This window comes from Betaproteobacteria bacterium, assembly GCA_009693245.1.
GTDB lineage: Bacteria > Pseudomonadota > Gammaproteobacteria > Burkholderiales > SHXO01 > SHXO01.
The window spans coordinates 1-18,039 of record SHXO01000069.1 but is presented as its reverse complement, the minus strand read 5'-3'; the positions used below and the strand labels follow the sequence as shown (position 1 = coordinate 18,039).

Below are 18,039 nucleotides of genomic sequence, written 5' to 3'. Positions count from 1 at the left end.
TTCGTGGAAAGGCTCTGGAGAAGCGTCAAGTACGAAGACGTCTACCTCCACTCCTATGGCACCATGATTGAGGCCAAAGACGGCCTCACGAAGTACTTCCGTTTCTACAACCAGATCAGACCTCATCTCAGCCTTGACGGCAGAACGCCCGATGAAGCCTACTTCGGCAGCCTACCGCTGCCTCTGGCAGCTTAACCATGCAGGGCTTCAATTATCTTCAACCGAAATCTGTCCAATTAACCGGAGCCACCTCTGTCCTCCAGCATCTGGCTCATGCCCTTGACCGACGACTTGATGACGCCGGCCAGCTCCGTCTTTTCATCCTCGGGAAGACGCTCTCCGTAGCCGGCAATCAATTCGATGGAAGACAGGATTGCCGCCAAGGGCGTGCGAAACTCGTGCGAGGTCATGGAATTTGAAACATGCCTTTTTCGATGAGGATATTGTCGATCTGGGGCCCGAGGCCGGCGTACATCTCGGGGCTGGGATAAGTGATCAAGCTCGACTTCCCCGCCAATTCGCCCGCCTCGTAACCCAGCATGTCTTGCTCGAAGGCCCTGTTGACCCAGACGAAATTGCGGTTCCGCACGAAAGCGATGCCGGCCACGGATGAAGTTCGGCTCCAACCGTCCACCAGCCAAAACCCCTCGCGCGTCACGTCGATGATGCGCTGGTACTTGCGCTCGTTCTCCTGAAGCTCTCGAGTTCGAGCTTGAATGCGCGCTTCCAGTTCGGTGTTGATCTGCTCCGCCCGGGCCTGCATGGCTTTTCGCTCCGTGATGCCGGAGAACGTCACCACTAAAAAGCGCTGGCCATTATTCCGGGTGACCGGGCGAGAACTGACCAGCGCGTCGAAGAGCTATCCGTCGCGCCGCCGGATTTGCCACTCAGCCGGAACTTTGGGGGAGTCCGCCAGGTTGGCGGCCAGAAACTTGTCTTTAACGGCCACGACCGCGGACGGGGCGCACATCGAATACTCTCGCCCCACGAGTTCATTGCTGGCGTAACCGACCATGGCGCAGAAAGCGGGGTTGACCTTGGTAAAAAGACCCATCTCGCTGATGACGCAGATATCCGTGCGCGCCACGTCGAAAACGGTGGCGAGCAGGTCCAAGTCCTCAAGTTCAGTGCTCGTATTCATGATTACGCCCTGAAACTGTAGCAACTCCCTGGGCCCGGTGTCCGTCCACGGCGCGGCGCGGGGGCAAAACCCAGTAACATTCGCGTTTTTTCCGGGACACGCCAATCCAAGCTCCTCCACCCCGATGAACTTCCAAGATGTGATTCTCACGCTCCAGAATTTCTGGGGCAAGCAAGGCTGCGCCTTGCTACAGCCCTACGATATGGAGGTGGGTGCTGGCACCTTTCATACGGCAACCTTCCTGCGCGCGCTAGGTCCCGAGCCGTGGAAGGCGGCTTATGTGCAGCCCTCGCGCCGCCCGAAGGACGGGCGCTACGGCGAAAACCCCAACCGCATGCAGCACTATTACCAATACCAAGTGGCGTTGAAGCCGTCTCCGGACGACATTCAGGAGTTGTATCTGCAATCCCTTATCACCTTGGGGATAGACTCCAAGAAAAACGACATTCGCTTCGTCGAAGACGATTGGGAATCGCCGACCTTGGGCGCCTGGGGCTTGGGATGGGAAGTGTGGTTGAACGGCATGGAGGTCACGCAATTCACTTACTTCCAAGAGGTGGGCAGCCTGCCGTGCAAGCCGGTGCTAGGCGAGATCACCTATGGCTTGGAGCGCCTCACCATGTATTTGCAAGGGGTCAACAACGTTTTCGATCTGGCTTGGGTGAAGGGTGTGACCTACGGTGACGTCTACCACCAGAACGAAGTAGAGCAATCCAAATATAACTTCGAGCACTCCAACGTGCGGATGTTGTTCGAACACTTCAACCAATACGAGGGCGAAGCCAAACGCCTCATCGAGGCGGGATTGCCGCTGCCTGGATACGAGATGGTGATGAAGTGCTCCCACACCTTCAATTTGTTGGATGCGCGCGGTGCCATCTCCGTGACCGAGCGCGCGGCCTATATTGGCCGGGTCCGCGTGCTAGCGCGGCTGGTGGCGCAGGCCTACCACGATTCGCGCGAAGCGTTGGGTTTTCCCATGCTGAAGAACTGAGCGGACTTTTCATGGGAGACGCATTGCTCGTTGAACTTCTCACGGAAGAATTGCCGCCCAAATCCCTGCAAACCTTGGGCGCCCGGTTCGCCGAAGGCATTGGCAAACGCATCAAGGATCTGGGTTTTGCGCCCGCGCAAGCCGCGGTAACACCGTTCGCCACGCCGCGGCGCTTGGGCGTGCTGGTCGCGGACGTTGCCGGCATCCAACCCGAACGCAGCGTGGAACGCAAGGGCCCCGCCGTGAGTTCGGGAATGGGCGCTGACGGCAAACCCACGCAAGCGCTGCTAGGTTTCGCGCGTTCGTGCGGAGTGGCCGTGGAACAACTCGCGCGCATGAACGACGGCAAGGCGGAGCACTTCGTGTTTCGGTCCACCAAGGCGGGGGAAGCCTTGTCCTCGCACTTGGCCGGTATCGTTCAGCAAACGATCAAGGAACTTCCCATTCCCAAGATGATGCGCTGGGGCAACCGCGAAGACCAGTTCGTGCGGCCCGTGCACGGATTGATCATGTTGCATGGCACGCAGGTGGTGGAAGGCAGCGTGCTGGGTTTGCGCGCTGGAGGGCATACGCGCGGGCACCGTTTCTTAAGCGAGGGCAGCATCAAGATCGAGCACGCAAGCCAATACGAGGCTACGCTCGCGCAACGTGGCGCCGTGGTGGCGAGTTTCGTGAAGAGGCGCGACCTCATTCACGCGATGCTCGCCAGCGCCGCGGGCGAAGCGCAACTGGGCGAAGCGGCGGATTTGCTGAACGAAGTCACCGCGTTGGTGGAGGGCCCCATCGTTTACGAGGCCCGCTTTGGCGAAGCCTTCTTAGCGGTACCTCAAGAGTGCCTGATCCTCTCCATGAAGCAGCACCAGAAGTACTTTCCGCTGCTCGATAAGCAAACTGGCAAGCTGCTGAACCGCTTTCTGATCGTGAGCAACCTCAAGACCGACGACCCCTCTCAAATCATTCAAGGAAACGAGCGCGTTCTGCGCGCCCGTTTGTCGGACGCGAAATTTTTCTTCGACCAAGACCGCAAGACCCCTCTCGCCGAGCGCGCGGAGCGTCTGGGACAAGTGGTCTATCACAACAAGTTGGGCAGCCAACTGGAGAGGGTTCACCGCATCTCCAAGCTGGCTGTGCATATCGCGGAGAAGCTTGGAGTAGACGCAACGAAAGCGGAGCGCGCGGCGCGCTTGTGCAAGGCGGACCTCATCACCGGCATGGTGGGCGAGTTTCCTGAGTTGCAGGGCATCATGGGGCAGTACTACGCGTTGCACGATGGCGAGTCCGCGGACGTGGCGCGCGCCATCGAGGCCCACTACCACCCGCGCTTCGCCAACGATTCGCTGCCGGATGATCATCTCGGCTGTGCCGTGGCGCTGGCGGACAAACTCGATACCTTGGTGGGAATCTTCGGCATCGGTATGCAACCCTCGGGCGACCGCGATCCCTTCGGCTTGCGCCGCCAGGCATTAGGCATTCTGCGCATTCTCGTGGAAAAGGCGCTGCCCTTGGATTTCGTGGAGCTCCTGCAAGTGGCGCGCAGCCAGTTCCCCGGAGGGATGCTGGCCGATAGCGTCGTGCAGGATATTCATCCCTTCGCGCTGGATCGCTTGCGGGGTTATTTGCGCGAGCGCGAATTCACCGTGGACGAGATCGAAGCGGTGGTGGGCCAAAACCCTGTTCGCATGGACCAGGTGTTACCTCGCATGGAGGCGGTGCGCGCTTTCCGCGCGTTTCCCGAAGCGCAAAGTCTGGCCGCCGCCAACAAACGCATACGCAATATTCTCAAGAAGACCGAAGTCAAGAACGGTACGTGCAATGTAGCTCTCTTCCAGGAGGATGCCGAGAGGGCTCTGTTCGGTGCCGTCAACGCCCTGGCGCCGCAATTGAACGCGCTGGTGGCCAGCGCGAGCTATACGCAGGCGTTGCGCTTGCTGGCCGGCCTTAGCGGCGGCGTGGACACCTTCTTCGATAAGGTCATGGTGATGGCCGAGGATGCGAGCTTGCGCGATAACCGGCTTGCCTTGCTCTCGCAGTTGGAGACCTTGATGAACCAAGTGGCCGATATTTCGAAGCTGGCGGCATGAAGCTCATCATTTTGGATCGCGACGGCGTCATCAACCAGGATAGCGACCAGTTCATCAAAAGCCCCGAGGAATGGAAGCCGGTTCCCGGTTCCCTGGAAGCCATCGCCAAGCTCAATCACTCGGGTTACCGGGTGGTGGTGGCGTCCAACCAATCGGGCATCGGGCGCGGATTGTTCGACATGGCCACGCTTAACGCCATCAATGACAAGATGTACCGCGCGCTCGCCCAGCTCGGCGGGCGCATCGACGCGCTGTTCTATTGCCCGCATCCCGCCGAGGCGCAATGCTCGTGCCGCAAGCCCAAGCCGGGCATGCTCGAGGACATCGGGCGGCGCTTCAACATCGCCTTGAAGGATGCGCCCAGCGTGGGGGATTCCCTGCGCGATCTGCAAGCCTCCGATGCCGTGGGCGCGCAACCGATACTGGTGCTCTCGGGTAAAGGCACGAAATCGCGCGAAGCCGGAGGGCTGCCGCCGTCCACGCGCATCCATGCGGACCTCGCCGAGGCGGTGAGGGCCATTATTGCCTGATGCCCTACGTTTTCACTCTTTCGCGCTCGGCGTTCTTTCTCGCTCTGCAATCGGTGCTCACGGTGTTCTTCTCCGGCGTGGCGCTGCTTACCTTTCCCTTTTCACCGCTCACGCGCTACCGTGTCATCAGTTCCTGGTCGCGCTTGATGGTGTGGTTGGCGCGCCTGATATGCGGCATTCGCTACGAAGTGATCGGGCTCGGCAATCTGCCCTCGGAACCCAGCATCGTATTGTCCAAGCACCAATCGGCCTGGGAAACCTTGGTGTTCCAGGTGATCTTTCCACCGCAAGTGTGGGTGCTGAGGAAATCTCTGTTGAAGGTGCCCTTCTTCGGTTGGGGGCTCGCGATGATGAACCCCATCGCCATCGACCGCGGAGCTGGCATGAGGGCACTCAAACAGACCCTGGAGCAGGGGCGGGCGCGCTTGCGCGATGGCTTCTGGATCGTCGTGTTTCCCGAGGGAACACGCGTGCCTCCGGGGGAAACGGGTAATTACCAGGTCGGCGGGGCGTGGCTCGCCAAACAGACGGGCGCGCCGGTGGTACCGGTGGCGCACAATGCCGGGCACTTGTGGCAACGCAATGCCTTCGTCAAGTTTCCGGGCAAAATAACGGTGAGCATCGGCAAGCCCATCGATACCTCGGGGCTGAGCGTGAACGAAATCAATGAAAGGACTCGAGACTGGATAGAAAGCGAAGTTCGCAAGCTGGGCAGTTCCCGTTGCAGCTAGATTTGTTCGCGCCCTTCGAGTTTCTTCGGCAAGTTTTGCGCTCGCCGGAACCGGCGCCACCGGTCCACAAACCACCAAGGGCCCCGCCCAAGAAACCACCGGAAAAACTGCCTTCCGAGTCTCGCGTAGTCCACCTTGGCGGAAAGGAAATTTCCTACTTGCTCAAGCGAAGCATGCAGCGCAGGCGCATCGGGCTGCAAGTGGATGACCGGGGCTTGGTGGTGCAAGCGCCGTGGCGAAGCACGGACAGGCACATAGAACGCGTTCTGCAAGACGGCGCCCATTGGATCCAAAAGAAGCTGGCGAGTTGGAGCGCCAACGCACCTCCCGCGCGCTCGTGGCGAAGCGGCGGTCTGGTGGACTATCTTGGCGAGCAATTGACTCTCGACGTGGTGGAGGAGCAAGAGCGCGCAATGGTGCTGCTCATGGACAACCACCGCCTGGAGGTGCGGTTGCCTGGTAGCGCGCAACTCGCTGACGTGAAACTGGCGCTCGCCAAATGGTACAAACGCCATGCGCAAAGCCACTTCGCCCAACGGCTGGAGCACTATGCGATGCAACTCAATCTGAGAAAGAAGCCGAAGCTATTCGTGTCGAGCGCCACCTCGCGCTGGGGGAGTTGCAACGCGCAACGCGAGATTCGCCTGAGTTGGCGCTTGATGCAGGCGGCACCTCCCGTGATCGATTATGTCGTCGCTCACGAGGCCGCGCACATCATCGAGATGAACCACTCGCCCAAATTCTGGAGCATCGTCGAGAAACTCTGCCCTGGATACGCCGGGGCCCGCGCCGAACTCAATGCCCTCACACGGCATTACATGAGCCTGTAGTGCTACACTCGGTGGCAATTTAATTACTTGCTCCGGCCATGCGCGCGCTCGTGTTTTCGTTGCTGCTCACCACCTTCCTCGCCGCCTGCGGCATGAAGGGCCCGCTCTACCTACCGCCGCCGGAAGAGCCCAACAAGACCGAGAAGAAGTAGGCGCCATGCAGCCGTTCACCTACGGTCCACGAGGCCTGCAAGCGGAGGAGGTGCCATTGTCCAAGATCGCGGACGAGTTCGGCACGCCTTGCTACGTGTATTCCCGCGCTGCCTTGACGCATGCTTACCAAGCGCTGGACGGCGCGCTGGCGCGGGCATTGAAGGGCCTCCCTCACCTCATCTGTTATGCCATCAAGGCCAATTCCAATCTCGCCGTACTCGATTTGTTCGCGAAGCTCGGCAGCGGATTCGACATTGTCTCCGGCGGCGAAATGGAGCGCGTGCTGGCCGCGGGTGGCGACCCCGCCAAGATCGTGTTCTCTGGCGTGGGCAAGACAGTGGCGGAGATGCAGCAAGCTTTGCAAGCGGGTATCGCGTGTTTCAACGCCGAATCGGAAAGCGAGTTGCGCCGCTTGAATAATGTCGCGGGTGAAATGGGCCGCCGCGCGCCTGTGAGTTTGCGCGTGAACCCCGATGTGGATCCCAAGACCCACCATTACATCTCAACGGGATTGAAGGACTCCAAGTTCGGCGTCGCGTTCAAGGAGGCTCCTCGGTTGTACCGCCTGGCGGCGAGCTTGCCGCATTTGCGCGTGGTGGGTATCGATTGCCACATCGGCTCGCAGATTACGGAGATCGGCCCCTTTCGCGACGCCTTCGCGAAAGTGCTGGGGCTCGTGGATGAGCTACGCCGCGAAGGCAGCGTGCTCGAGCATCTCGACCTGGGCGGAGGATTGGGCATTCGCTATCGCGACGAAACACCGCTGTCCTTGGCGGAGTACGCCAACGCCATAGCCGAAGCGGTGGGAAACCGGTCCCTCAAAATCATTCTGGAACCAGGCCGCTCCCTGGTTGGAAATGCCGGCATCCTGCTGGCGCGAGTGGAGTATTTGAAGCCCGGCGAAACTCGTAACTTCGCCGTCGTGGACGCCGCCATGAACGACTTGTTGCGCCCTGCGTTGTATGAGGCATGGCACGACGTTCTGCCGGTCCAGCGCCGCGAAGGAGCCACCCAGCCATGGGAAATCGTGGGGCCCGTGTGCGAATCCGCTGACTTTCTCGCGCAAGACCGCGATCTGTGCTTGATGGAAGGCGACCTGCTTGCCATCATGTCCGCCGGCGCCTACGGCATGAGCATGAGCAGCAACTACAACTCGCGCCCGCGCGCGGCGGAGGTGATGGTGGACGGAACCGGAGCAAGGCTGATCCGCGCGCGTGAGCCTGTGGCGGATTTGTACGCGCATGAGCACATCCGCTGACATGGTGCCCTAAGCCTTTCGATGCCGCCGCAGCGGTACGCCCTCGCAACGCTTATCGCCGTCGTACTGATATCTTTACGGCGGACTTTTCCCCTTTAGTGGCTGGACTTCCGCGGATCCCCAGGCGCTGTTTCGCGGCGCGACGGCTTACCGAATCGTTGGTTACGCGGGCTAGGCGGGGTACTCTCACCCCTGGGGCGTTAGAATCGGTCTCCCCAGCCGTTGAACCAACGGTCATTGTTCCGCATCGAAGGGCGGCAAGGATCATTTCTCCCACGCTAAGTGCTCCGACCACCTCGTTACTTCCTGCTCGTACTCGCTTGTGCCGCGCTCGCGGCCTGCGGTAACCGCTCCGACGGTGCGCCCAAGCCCAAAGGCACCACCGCCACGCTGGTCACGGTGACGCAGGCGAAACAAACCGACCTTGAGGTGTGGGAATCCACCGTGGGCACCGTGGAGAGCACCATCGATCCGAAGATCACGGCGGAAGTCGCGGGCAAGGTCAGCCAAGTTCTGGGGCGTGCGGGCGCGGCGGTGAAGCAGGGCCAATTACTCGCCGTGATCGACCCGGTGGATCTGCGCCTGACGGGGCAGGCCGTCGCGGCCGAACTCAATCGCGTGGAGGTGTTGCTCAAGAATCAAGGCGCCATCGTCGAGCGCAACAAAGCGCTGCGGCAAAAGGGATTCCTATCGCAGTCCGCCGTGGACGACGCCGTTGCGCAACAGGGCGCCCTGGCGCAGCAACTGGCGGTGGCCAAAGCGCAATTGGCCATCGCCAATGGCAACATCGGCAAGACGCGGCTCACCGCTCCCTTCGATGGCAAGATCGAGCGTCCTCTGATTGCGCAAGGCGATTACGTCAAGATCGGCGATCCCATGTTCGAGATGGTGTCCACCCGCATCTTGAATGTGTACCTTCCGTTTCCCGAGAGCTTGCTGCCGCTGCTCAAGGTGGGGCAGAAAGTAAAGTTGCAAGCGCCCGCCTCCGGCGCGCTGGATGCCGAGATCGCCGAAATCAAGGCGGGCGTGGGCGCCACCAACAGAGCGGTGAGCGCCATCGTGCGCTTGAAGGAACAAGTGGGATGGCATCCGGGCTCCACGGTAAATGCCCGCGTATCGGTGGAGGTTCGGCCTGGCGCCATCGTGGTGCCGGAGCAAAGCGTGGTATTGCGGCCCGCGGGCAAGGTGGTCTATGTGGTGGAGGGAAACGCCGCTCGGCAGCGAGTGGTGAGCGCAGGCGTCAAGCAAGAAGGCTGGGTCGAGATCCTCTCCGGGCTAAAGGCGGGCGAGAGCGTGGTGCTCGATGGCGCGGGTTTCTTGACCGACCAGGCACCGGTCAGCGTGCAAGAAAAGAAGTCCTAAGTGACCCTGCCAGAACTTTCCATCAAGCGGCACGTGCTCGCCATCATGGTGAACGCGGTGCTGGTGCTCTTCGGCGTGATCGCCTACCAGCGCATCGGCATGGACCGGCTCCCGTACGTCGAGTTACCCAACGTGTCCGTGACCACAACGCTCAAGGGCGCGAACCCCGCCGTGGTGGATGCCAGCGTCACCAACATCATCGAGAGCGCGATCAACAGCGTGCCTGGCATCGAGCACGTGCAGTCCACTTCTTCGCCCGGCGTTTCCACCATCAACATCACTTTCGATCTGAGCAAGCGCATCGACGTGGCCTTTAACGAGGTCCAGGCCAAGGTCAACCAAGTGCTGCGCAGGCTGCCCGAGGATACCGACCCTCCCGTCGTCTCCAAGGCGGAAACCAACACCCAGCCCATCCTCTGGCTGGCCCTGCAAGGTGACCGAACGCAGCAGCAACTCAATCAATACGCCCTTAACGTCATCAAGAAAAGGCTGGAAACCATCGACGGTGTCGGCGAAGTGCGCCTGGGCGGGCGGCGCGACCGCACCATTCGCGTGAATCTCGATCCCGCGCGCATGGCCGCACTCAATGTCACGGCATCGGACTTAAGGCGGGCCTTCGCGCAAGAGCATGTGCAATTGCCCGGCGGCTTCATCGTGGGCAGCACCACCGAAAGCTTGGTGAAACTCGATCTCGAATATCACAACCTGGACGAGATGCGCGGATTGATCGTGGCCCAGCGCGAGAGCCTGCCGGTACGGCTCTCCGACATCGCCGAGGTGGAAGATGGCTTGAGCGACAACCGGCAGCTCGCGCGCTACAGCGGCAAAGGCACCATCGGTATCGGCGTGGCGAAGGTTTCCAACACCAACACCGTGGAGATCGCCGAGAACGTTCTAGCAAGAGTCGAGAATGAAATCATTCCCGCGCTTCCTCCCGGCTTCACACTTTCCGTCGTTTCGAACGACGCCATATTCATATTGCAACTGGTGGCCACGCTCAAGGAACATTTGATCGAGGGGACGCTGCTGGCATCCTTGGTGGTGTGGCTGTTCTTGCGCAGCGTTCGCTCCACCCTCATCATCGCCACGGCCATTCCTGTGAGCTTGTTCGGCGCCATCGCCGTCATGTACTTCGCCGGGTTCACCTTCAACTCCATCACCATGCTAGGCCTGCTGCTGTTGATCGGTGTGGTGGTGGACGATGCCATCGTGGTGCTGGAGAACATCTACCGGCACCGCGAAACGCTGGATGCGGATCCCATTTCCGCGGCCACCAACGGCGCTCGCGAGGTGGTGTTCGCCATTCTGGCCACCACGCTATCGCTCGTGTGCATCTTCACGCCGGTGATCTTCATGTCTGGCATCGTGGGGCGTTTCCTCAATTCCTTTGGCGTGGTAGTGGTGGCCGGCGTGCTGGTCTCCTGGTTTGTCTCGCTCACGCTCACGCCCATGTTGTGCTCGCGCTACTTGAAAGTCGCGGAAAACGAGGGTTTCGTGTACCGCAAGCTGCATCGGGGATTCGAAAGGCTAGATCGTACTTACCGCCGCTTGCTCGACTTGGCCTTGCGCCACCGGGGGCTGGTGTTATTGATTGCGGTGGCCGCCTTTGCGTCGAGTTTTTATTTCTTCGCCAAGGTGGGTAAAACCCTGGCCCCGGACACAGACGAGTCGCGCTTCAACGTGACCTTGCGCACCCCACTGGGGTCGAGCATTCAATACACCGAGGGCAAGATCCGAGAAATAGAAGCCATTCTCGATCGGTTCAAGGAAGTGCACACGGAGTTCTCGCTCATAGGATTGGGTTCCGCGGGCCAGGTCAACCAGGGCTACGTGGTCGCCCGCATGCTGCCCAAGACGCAGCGTGAGCGCTCGCAAAAGGAAGTGATGGGGGACGTGCAGAAAGCTTTGGGGCAATTGCCAGGCGTGCGCGCTTTCGCCGCGCCACAATCCTTCGTGGGCGGCGGGCGCGGAGAGCGCTTGCAGTTCGCCTTGGTGGGGCCGGTGTTGGAAGAATTGGGAAAGTACGCCACCACTTTGCAGCAACGCCTGCAAAACGAACCGGGCATCGGGCGCACCGACACCGACCTGCAGTTGAGCTTGCCGCAAATCGTGCTTCTTCCCGATCGCACACGTGCCAACGCCCTAGGCATTTCCACGGAAGAGCTGGCTTTCGCCGTCAACATGCTCACCGGAGGCACCGACATCGCCAGCTACAGCGACGAGCCGGGGGATGGCCAGCGCTACTTCGTTCGCTTGAAGGCGGCCGAGGCGCAATTCACCCAGCCGGCGGATTTGCGCAAGATTTATTTGCGCAGCAAGGACGGCACCCTGGTGCGCTTGGATTCCGTCGCGCAGTGGAAGGAGGCCGTCGGCCCTGCCGTGGTGGCAAGACTCGACCTGCAATACGCCGCCAATTTCTTCAACAATCCCACCGCCGACCTGGGCGAAGCGGTGAAGACAGTGCGTGCACTGGCCGCCGAGATTCTCCCGCCGGGCTACAAAATCCAACTCATCGGGCAAGCGGAAGAATTTCAAAAGACCCTCAAGTACATGGGCTTCGCCTTCGGGCTTGCCTTGGTGTTGCTCTACATGGTGCTCGCGAGCCAGTTCAATTCCTTCCTTCAGCCCGTCATCATCATGCTCGCCCAGCCCTTGGCCATCGTCGGCGGCGTGATGGCCCTTTGGCTCACTGGGCAAACCTTGAACATCTACTCCATGATCGGCCTCATCTTGCTCATCGGATTGGTGGCGAAGAATTCCATCTTGCTGGTGGATCTCACCAACCAACAGCGGGCGGAGGGCATGGGGGTGGATGATGCATTGCGCGATGCCTGCCCCATTCGCATGCGCCCGGTGCTGATGACTTCGTTCACGATCATCTTGGCGCTTCTGCCCGCGGCGCTAGGAATCGGCGCGGGAGCGGAAACGAACCAGACGTTATCCATCGCGGTGATCGGAGGGATGATCACCTCAACCCTGCTAACTCTCGTGGTCGTTCCGGCGGCGTATTCGCTTATTGCACAGGGATATGTGCCAAGGCGGTGGAGAAAGAATGCGGATTTGTTTCCGCAGAAGTGAAGGCGCCGGCGCGCTGCAGATCCTGGAACTAAGAAGTCGCCGGCACACGGCTTCGCTTTGGCCCAGGGACAGCTGCTCCATTGCTCCAGGCGGGAGTTGCAGCGTTGCTAATGCACACTCGATCTCCGCAACGATGGTCTCCATGCCCCGTGTGCGGCCCAACGTCCCGCGTTACCTGCGCGCGGCATTTGCGCGCGTCCGAGTAGACGCGGCGGCCAGAGGGCGGTGCTCAGCGATATGCTTCGCGGCGATGGCGGATGCCAACAATATCCACCAGACTCTGGCTGTCTACGACTCGGTAAACAATGCGCCACTCGCCTACGCGAAGGCGCCATAGATCCTGTGCGCCTTCGAGCTTTACCACGCCTGCGGGACGAGGGTTCGCGGACAATGCCTCGATTCGTTTAAGAATTCGTAGAGCCACCGCTGAATCTAGTGACCGGAGTTCCTTGCTTGCGGATCGAGCAAAAACTACGGAATAATCAGCCACGCGCCTTGCGCTTGGCCTTCGCGGCAACTAAGCGCTTTACCGTGGCAAGGGAATCACGGGGCTCGCCGCGCCTTTGGTGCGCGATATAGGCGTCAAAAAGATCTTCCCACAGACCCTTATGCTTTTTCAGGTCGATGAGCACCGCCTTTTTGCGGCCATTTCGATCGATCAGGAATTCGATTCCGGGCATGTCCATTTCAGTACTCTCAGATTCATTCGTTGGAAGTATACGCCGCTCGATTTCTTGCCCTCTAACGTCCCGGTTGTGCCGCGACGAATGGAGCGCGCAGCGCGAAATAACAGCCGCCGGGCTGCGCTCGGCCTTCCATGCGTGCTCGGCCTGTCAGATCAAGCGAGAAGGCAAAGTACAAGGCCTTTCCCTTCGCTTTTGTAGATACACGAAGAATACATAAAGCATCAACCACGGAATACAGGGAAGAGCCGTTGTTTTCCCGTGTGTTCCGTGTTCGCCATATTTTTTGGGAGTTGATGATATAAATTAAAGATCTGACCCTACGGGCCCCTTGGGTCAAAGAACGCGCGCCAGTCCTATGCACCTGCTGCGGGGCGGCGATGGGGAATCGTGAAAACGCGGATTCGCCCGGGGATCGAAGGGGTCATGCCGGTGCCCATTGCCACCCAGGGGGCGCATTGACCCTGTAAGCACCCCGCCCCTGCGTCTGTGACGGGAGACCAGCGCCCATAAGCTGAGCCACAGGCTCGCCATGGCTCGGGGCAAACCGGCACGCAACCGGCCCGCCACCGAACAAAACACGCAGAGGCTGGCGCAACGATGTGTCCGCAGCGGGCTCTCCAGGCCCCGCGCTCCCGGTAAAACTTCAAACCGGCGTACTTCCCAAATAGATATTTCCTGTGACGCTCAACCGCGCTCAGGGCCGGGCTCGTCCAACAAACGGTTCAGATCGTGGCTTCGCACGATCTAACCTTATTCGTTAGGGCTTCTTTTTTTCAATTTCTGCGACCAAGCGTTTTACAATGTCTGCTTGCTCAAATGCAGCGTAGATCGAATCGTCGCGCAGTTCCTTAGCCGACGCGCCATCCTTCCCTTTTGCACCATTTGAAAGAAGAAGCTCAGCAATGTCGTTGCGCCGATGGTACTTTGCAAAATCCAAGGCTGAGTCACCGTCATTGTCCGAGGTGTTTACGTCGGCCCCGTTCTCAATCAGAAATTCAACCCACGCAGTACCAGCCCAATCTTCCTCGATAGCCATCATTATTGTGGTTCGGCCAATTTCGTCCTGAGCATTTATGTCTACTCCTCGTTTCACCAACAGCTCTGCCGCGTCAAAATCTCCGAGCAATACAGCCGTAACGATTGCGTCTGCGTCCTCGAAATATTCCGTACGTTGCGTCATGGGGAAGGCCTAACGCCCCGCATCACCTGCCGGCGGAAGCGGGCGAAGCCCGCTGTAGCCGGTCAGGTGCATGCGGAAGTTAGACGCCGGTGATTGGACGATGCACAATCTTTCCCTTAGCCGCTCTTAGGAATGATGGCGCATCGAGCTGGGTTGCGAGCACACATGCACAGTGTCCTATGATGAATGAGACAGATCGCCACGGTTGAGCACGCAACTCTGCCACATCAGGGAATGGCACTTCGGTCAGCCCCATGACGTCCTCGTAGTTGACATAGAAAAGCAGATCAAGATTGGCGCATGCGACTGGTGGATACTTTCTAAGCAGCCCAGAAGCCGCTCCCAAAATATCTGCGTAGATCTCCGATGCTGTTGCATCCCGAGGCGTAAATGGTTCGAGTAGTTCGGATGGATCCGTAGCACTTTGTGCCTTTACAAGCGAATCTCGGTACTCCTGATAGCGCCGCCTACCCGGATCCATCAACTCCTTCAATTCAAACTGCGCGTCCCTGAAGCGAACGTCGGGCGGCTCGTCAGGCTCCGGAGCGAGCTCAGAAGGAGAGAACTCCACCACAAGGTTCTTGAGGAATGTATCAACGATCCAGTTCTCGCGTTCCAGCTTCCGCTCGGGGGAGAAGAAGGCGACAGACTCCTTAAGCGCCCTACGCCTCTCCTCCAGGTAGTCCTCATCGCACATAGAGATTCCGATGTCTAACGACTCAGTTCACCGGGCGGCAACAGGCGGTGAAGCCGGCTGTTGGCGCTCCGGTGCAACTGATGGTTCAAGTAAGCCGCTACGCGGGGGGAGTTCATCATCGCTCTCGCGTGTCCGTACCGAGAAGCAAATCATACTACCGCTGAGTCACTAGCCGCTTTCGTTGGGGTTTGTTCTCCTGATGGGGTTCGTCACGGGTTTCGTGGCGGGCATTTCCGTCCATTCTTCAGGAGAACACCCATGAGCACCGATTGGTATCATAAGTCCGTCAACGCCTTGACCCTCGCGGGCAAGGGCGAGCGTACCGTGGAAGCTTACACGCGCGCCCTTCGCATGTTGGTTCAGTTTCACCACGGCAAGAATCCCTCCGAGATTTCCGAGGCCGAGCTGGAAACATACTTCTTGCACCGGCGTAACGTGGATCATTGGTCGCCCAACACCATGCGGATCTGCTACTGCGGGATTCGTTTCTTCTTCGTCAGTGTGCTAGGGCGCGATTGGCGGCTGTTTCAGTATCTGCGCGCGCGAGCCGAATCGCGCCTTTCTTTCCAGAGGACTGAGGACAGAGGACTGAAGACGGAGCCGGTGTTTTCAGTCTTCCGTTCTCTGTCTTCCGTCCTCTGATTGCACCGGGGCAAAGGGGCCAAGGACCGCTTCGTCCCGCTGCCCCATGCCACCCTGACGGTCCTCCGCGCGCACTGGAAACAACACCGCAATCCCCGCCTGCTGTTTCCCGCCTACGGGCGCGACTCGCGCTCAGGTGGAACCTCCACGACCCCGATGGCGAAGAGTTCGGTGCAAGGCGCCTTCCGGCGGGCGAAGTTCGAGGCCGGTATCCGCAAGCCTTCGGTGAGCGTGCATACCCTGCGGCACGCCTACGCCACCCACCTGCTCGAAGCCTGGGTGAATCTACGGGTCATCCAGAAGTACCTGGGACACTCCTCCATCGAGACCACCACGCTCTACTTGCACTTGACCCGCAAGGGGGAGGAGAACGCCTACGCGCTCATCGACTCCGTGATGGAGGGTCTGTGAGATGAGCCTTCTTCAAGAGATCTTCCGCCGCCACGGCCCAGCCTATCTTGCTCAGTTCGGCGGTACGATGCCCGGGCACCAGCAGAAGGTGCTGCGCGCCTTGATGGCTTGCCGCACGCCCGGTAATGGGTGTACCTGTTATCACTGCGAGGCCTGCGACAAGCCTCACGTGCTGCCGCGCTGTTGCGGCAACCGCCATTGCCCGGCCTGCCAGGGCCACAAGGGCTATGCGTGGCTCGCCCGCCAATTGGAGCGGCAAGTGCCAGTGCCTTATTTCATGCTCACCTTCACGGTGCCCGAATCCTTGCGCGGCTTCTTGCGCTCGAACCAGCGCGCGGGCTATGCCGCCTTGTTCGAGGCCTCTTCCGAATCCATCAAGACGCTGTGCGCGAACCCCAAGTTCATGGGCGCGGATACGCCCGGATTCTTCGGTGTGCTTCATACCTGGGGACGCGCCCTCCAGTTCCATCCCCAAATTCACTACCTGGTGCTGGGCGGGGTGTTCTCCAGCGAGGATTCGGCGTGGCACACGGCGAGTAGTGGGTTTTATTTGCCCGTGCACGCGCTCTCGCGGGTGTACCGCGCTAAGTTCCGTGACGCGATGCAGCGCGAAGGTCTGCTCGCTCAGATCCCACCGGATGCCTGGGCCGTGGAGTGGAACGTGAACGCCCAGGCGGTGGGCGAGGCGGCGAACTCGCTGGCCTATCTCGCGCGCTACGTGTTCAAGGTCGCGATCTCGGAGTCTCGCATCCAATGCGTGGACGACGCCCACGTCACCTTCACTTACCGCAAGGTGCATAGCCAGCGCGTGCGCACGATGCGCTTGCCCGTCTTCGCCTTCATGCATCGTTTCCTCCAGCACGTGCTCCCCTCCGGATTCATGAAGGTGCGCTACTTCGGCTTCTTGTCGCCTTCCTTCAAGATGCCCTTCGAGGAGATCAAGGCGCGTATCGAATTGGCCCAGGGATTCGATGCCGTGCCCCAGGCCGCGGGGGTAGTGCAGGTGCCCGAACCGCAGCCTCTTTGTTGCCCGCGCTGCGGGGCAAAGCTGCGCTACCGGTGCACGCTCTTGCCGCGCGCCCGCCTCTGGGCGCGGATCAAGGCGCTTGTGTCACGCACGCTTGGCGCCACGACGATGCACGCTGCGGACTCTGGACCGTAAGCCGCGCTCGCTGGTTTCCCGCCGGGCCCGGCCATCGGTTTCAATGGCCAGGCTCGCGTTTGCTCTCGCCCGCTCACTCATTCGGTGATGGGCACGGGGAGGTATTGCCGGCACCATGGAATTGCACTCTTCAAGACGGATTCGCATGTGATTAGATAACGCTCTAACACCGAAAAATCTCGCGAACTCTCCTCGACTTTGCGCACAGCACCTCGTGTCAAGCGCAATTTTCTACCCGCTTCTCGCGCCACCCTTCTTCGGTACGACAGCATTTCCCATATACACACCGCCGCCCGCTCCCCGGGCTTCTTGAACAGCGGATTGAAACGACGCTTCGCGTCGCCTCAATCCTTATGGGTTAGGCATCATTGTCGCTCGCAAGGTTTGCAAGAAACTTCCGGGCAAGCGTGGCGATTGAAACGTCACGGCGCAGAATTGGACTTGCGTGCCGTCTTCCTCGGTCTTGTGTGACTTCTACTCACTTTGGGCCTCTGACAAAATTCGGACCCGCCACAGAGTAGCCGCGGCCCGCCATGCAATCGGCAATACCATTCAGGTCATCGTCAGAGAGGGACTTTTTTGCCCTCAATACCGTCGGAACGCACACCTGCATTTCCGCCTTGAACTGGTCCATAGTTTGCCCATGGGTCATGAACGCGAGGTACCCAAGTCCTGTCATACAGTTGATTTGAACTCGACGGGACCGAGGTTCAATGTTGCGGAAAGGCGGTCGAACGAACTGATCATAGGCAGCAGGTGCTTGTTCTGCCATCTGCTGGCAGGACCGTGTATCGGCGTTAACCTGCTCGGGAACTTGTCCGCGCGCTGCGGAAAAGACAAGCGCCTGAGCAGCGCATCCCCATAAGAAGACCAGCGCCAAAACTCCCGAAACTACGAGACGACCCTGAAGATGAGATTTCATCGATTGTTCCCCCTTGTATGGTGATGCCTAAAGCAGAGCTAAGGGGCGCGCCGCGCTAATGTGCGCCGGGCCAGAGGTTTCGTGCATCACCACATTCCTCCAAAGCGCGCCGTGTGGCGCGTCCCGCTTGAGCGCCGGGTTGGGCTCATGACCGCAGGCATGGGTGCGAGCATGCCGGGAA

Annotated in this window: 20 protein-coding genes and 1 pseudogene; 13 read left to right on the top strand and 8 right to left on the bottom strand. The window is 59.9% G+C overall.

Annotation, left to right across the window (positions count from 1 at the left end; translation table 11 throughout):
- Window positions 1-195, top strand: a 195-nt coding sequence (locus tag EXR36_11740) for an IS3 family transposase (protein ID MSQ60282.1), incomplete at its 5' end; no start/stop codon positions are given.
- A gap of 41 nt (window positions 196-236) precedes the next feature.
- On the opposite strand, the gene EXR36_11735 is transcribed toward EXR36_11740, so the two are convergent.
- The 3 genes from EXR36_11735 to EXR36_11725 form a co-directional block, all read right to left on the bottom strand.
- Entirely contained in the window at window positions 237-410 is a 174-nt protein-coding gene (locus EXR36_11735; GenBank protein ID MSQ60281.1) for a hypothetical protein, read from the bottom strand.
- A complete protein-coding gene (locus EXR36_11730; protein ID MSQ60280.1) occupies window positions 407-763 on the bottom strand; it encodes a PAS domain-containing protein in 357 nt (118 codons plus the stop codon). Before EXR36_11730 ends, EXR36_11735 begins: the two co-directional genes overlap by 4 nt.
- Window positions 764-859: 96 nt before the next feature.
- The gene (locus EXR36_11725) at window positions 860-1,141 is read right to left on the bottom strand and encodes a PAS domain S-box protein (GenBank protein MSQ60279.1); all 282 of its coding nucleotides are present in this window, start codon (window positions 1,139-1,141) and stop codon (window positions 860-862) included.
- A gap of 124 nt (window positions 1,142-1,265) precedes the next feature.
- Between EXR36_11725 and glyQ the strand changes: the two genes are divergently transcribed.
- From glyQ to EXR36_11680, 9 genes are all read left to right on the top strand, one after another.
- Entirely contained in the window at window positions 1,266-2,135 is an 870-nt protein-coding gene (gene glyQ / locus EXR36_11720; protein ID MSQ60278.1) for a glycine--tRNA ligase subunit alpha, read from the top strand.
- 11 nt (window positions 2,136-2,146) lie between these two features.
- Complete coding sequence (locus EXR36_11715) at window positions 2,147-4,216, top strand: glycine--tRNA ligase subunit beta (protein ID MSQ60277.1); 2,070 nt, start codon at window positions 2,147-2,149, stop codon at window positions 4,214-4,216.
- Complete coding sequence (gmhB, locus tag EXR36_11710; protein MSQ60276.1) at window positions 4,213-4,746, top strand: D-glycero-beta-D-manno-heptose 1,7-bisphosphate 7-phosphatase; 534 nt, start codon at window positions 4,213-4,215, stop codon at window positions 4,744-4,746. Before EXR36_11715 ends, gmhB begins: the two co-directional genes overlap by 4 nt.
- Window positions 4,746-5,477: a 1-acyl-sn-glycerol-3-phosphate acyltransferase gene (locus EXR36_11705; protein MSQ60275.1), complete on the top strand. Its 732-nt coding sequence runs from the start codon at window positions 4,746-4,748 to the stop codon at window positions 5,475-5,477. The genes gmhB and EXR36_11705 overlap by 1 nt, the downstream gene beginning before the upstream one ends.
- 158 nt (window positions 5,478-5,635) lie before the next feature.
- Window positions 5,636-6,307: a M48 family peptidase gene (locus tag EXR36_11700; protein ID MSQ60274.1), complete on the top strand. Its 672-nt coding sequence runs from the start codon at window positions 5,636-5,638 to the stop codon at window positions 6,305-6,307.
- Window positions 6,308-6,345: 38 nt separating this feature from the next.
- Window positions 6,346-6,459 carry a hypothetical protein gene (locus EXR36_11695; protein MSQ60273.1) on the top strand — a complete coding sequence of 38 codons (114 nt, stop codon included), beginning with the start codon at window positions 6,346-6,348 and terminating at the stop codon, window positions 6,457-6,459.
- Between the two features lie 5 nt (window positions 6,460-6,464).
- A complete protein-coding gene (gene lysA, locus EXR36_11690; protein ID MSQ60272.1) occupies window positions 6,465-7,718 on the top strand; it encodes a diaminopimelate decarboxylase in 1,254 nt (417 codons plus the stop codon).
- A gap of 282 nt (window positions 7,719-8,000) precedes the next feature.
- Window positions 8,001-9,080 (top strand): efflux RND transporter periplasmic adaptor subunit, encoded by a 1,080-nt coding sequence (locus tag EXR36_11685; GenBank protein ID MSQ60271.1) that lies wholly within the window; start codon window positions 8,001-8,003, stop codon window positions 9,078-9,080.
- Complete coding sequence (locus EXR36_11680) at window positions 9,081-12,158, top strand: efflux RND transporter permease subunit (protein ID MSQ60270.1); 3,078 nt, start codon at window positions 9,081-9,083, stop codon at window positions 12,156-12,158. It begins immediately after the preceding gene.
- A gap of 229 nt (window positions 12,159-12,387) precedes the next feature.
- Here EXR36_11680 and EXR36_11675 read toward each other — a convergent pair whose 3' ends face one another.
- The 4 genes from EXR36_11675 to EXR36_11660 all read right to left on the bottom strand — a co-directional run bounded on the left by EXR36_11675 (window position 12,388) and on the right by EXR36_11660 (window position 14,721).
- Entirely contained in the window at window positions 12,388-12,675 is a 288-nt protein-coding gene (locus EXR36_11675; GenBank protein ID MSQ60269.1) for a type II toxin-antitoxin system RelE/ParE family toxin, read from the bottom strand.
- On the bottom strand, window positions 12,641-12,844 hold the full coding sequence (locus tag EXR36_11670; GenBank protein ID MSQ60268.1) for a hypothetical protein: 204 nt from the start codon (window positions 12,842-12,844) through the stop codon (window positions 12,641-12,643). The genes EXR36_11675 and EXR36_11670 overlap by 35 nt, the downstream gene beginning before the upstream one ends.
- A gap of 757 nt (window positions 12,845-13,601) precedes the next feature.
- Window positions 13,602-14,024, bottom strand: a complete 423-nt coding sequence (locus EXR36_11665; protein ID MSQ60267.1) for an ankyrin repeat domain-containing protein — start codon at window positions 14,022-14,024, stop codon at window positions 13,602-13,604.
- 79 nt (window positions 14,025-14,103) lie between these two features.
- Window positions 14,104-14,721: a hypothetical protein gene (locus EXR36_11660; protein ID MSQ60266.1), complete on the bottom strand. Its 618-nt coding sequence runs from the start codon at window positions 14,719-14,721 to the stop codon at window positions 14,104-14,106.
- A 258-nt stretch (window positions 14,722-14,979) separates the two neighbouring features.
- On the opposite strand from EXR36_11660, the gene EXR36_11655 reads away from it, so the two are divergent.
- The 3 genes and pseudogenes from EXR36_11655 to EXR36_11645 all read left to right on the top strand — a co-directional run bounded on the left by EXR36_11655 (window position 14,980) and on the right by EXR36_11645 (window position 16,831).
- Complete coding sequence (locus EXR36_11655; protein ID MSQ60265.1) at window positions 14,980-15,363, top strand: hypothetical protein; 384 nt, start codon at window positions 14,980-14,982, stop codon at window positions 15,361-15,363.
- Window positions 15,364-15,774 carry an integrase gene (locus EXR36_11650; protein MSQ60264.1) on the top strand — a complete coding sequence of 137 codons (411 nt, stop codon included), beginning with the start codon at window positions 15,364-15,366 and terminating at the stop codon, window positions 15,772-15,774.
- Window position 15,775: 1 nt separating this feature from the next.
- Window positions 15,776-16,831 (top strand): annotated as a pseudogene (locus EXR36_11645) (transposase).
- A gap of 583 nt (window positions 16,832-17,414) precedes the next feature.
- Here the strand turns inward: EXR36_11645 and EXR36_11640 are convergent.
- The gene (locus tag EXR36_11640) at window positions 17,415-17,858 is read right to left on the bottom strand and encodes a hypothetical protein (GenBank protein MSQ60263.1); all 444 of its coding nucleotides are present in this window, start codon (window positions 17,856-17,858) and stop codon (window positions 17,415-17,417) included.
- Between the last annotated feature and the right edge of the window lie 181 nt (window positions 17,859-18,039).

Excerpts from the sequence above, each read along its gene's own strand:
- gmhB (MSQ60276.1), top strand. The coding sequence starts at position 4,213 with ATGAAGCTCATCATTTTGGATCGCGACGGCGTCATCAACCAGGATAGC.
- glyQ (MSQ60278.1), top strand. The coding sequence starts at position 1,266 with ATGAACTTCCAAGATGTGATTCTCACGCTCCAGAATTTCTGGGGCAAG.
- EXR36_11705 (MSQ60275.1), top strand. The coding sequence starts at position 4,746 with ATGCCCTACGTTTTCACTCTTTCGCGCTCGGCGTTCTTTCTCGCTCTG.
- EXR36_11725 (MSQ60279.1), bottom strand. The coding sequence starts at position 1,141 with ATGAATACGAGCACTGAACTTGAGGACTTGGACCTGCTCGCCACCGTT.
- EXR36_11670 (MSQ60268.1), bottom strand. The coding sequence starts at position 12,844 with ATGGACATGCCCGGAATCGAATTCCTGATCGATCGAAATGGCCGCAAA.
- EXR36_11735 (MSQ60281.1), bottom strand. The coding sequence starts at position 410 with ATGACCTCGCACGAGTTTCGCACGCCCTTGGCGGCAATCCTGTCTTCC.
- EXR36_11665 (MSQ60267.1), bottom strand. The coding sequence starts at position 14,024 with ATGACGCAACGTACGGAATATTTCGAGGACGCAGACGCAATCGTTACG.
- lysA (MSQ60272.1), top strand. The coding sequence starts at position 6,465 with ATGCAGCCGTTCACCTACGGTCCACGAGGCCTGCAAGCGGAGGAGGTG.
- EXR36_11730 (MSQ60280.1), bottom strand. The coding sequence starts at position 763 with ATGCAGGCCCGGGCGGAGCAGATCAACACCGAACTGGAAGCGCGCATT.
- EXR36_11660 (MSQ60266.1), bottom strand. The coding sequence starts at position 14,721 with ATGTGCGATGAGGACTACCTGGAGGAGAGGCGTAGGGCGCTTAAGGAG.
- EXR36_11640 (MSQ60263.1), bottom strand. The coding sequence starts at position 17,858 with ATGAAATCTCATCTTCAGGGTCGTCTCGTAGTTTCGGGAGTTTTGGCG.
- EXR36_11715 (MSQ60277.1), top strand. The coding sequence starts at position 2,147 with ATGGGAGACGCATTGCTCGTTGAACTTCTCACGGAAGAATTGCCGCCC.
- EXR36_11655 (MSQ60265.1), top strand. The coding sequence starts at position 14,980 with ATGAGCACCGATTGGTATCATAAGTCCGTCAACGCCTTGACCCTCGCG.
- EXR36_11695 (MSQ60273.1), top strand. The coding sequence starts at position 6,346 with ATGCGCGCGCTCGTGTTTTCGTTGCTGCTCACCACCTTCCTCGCCGCC.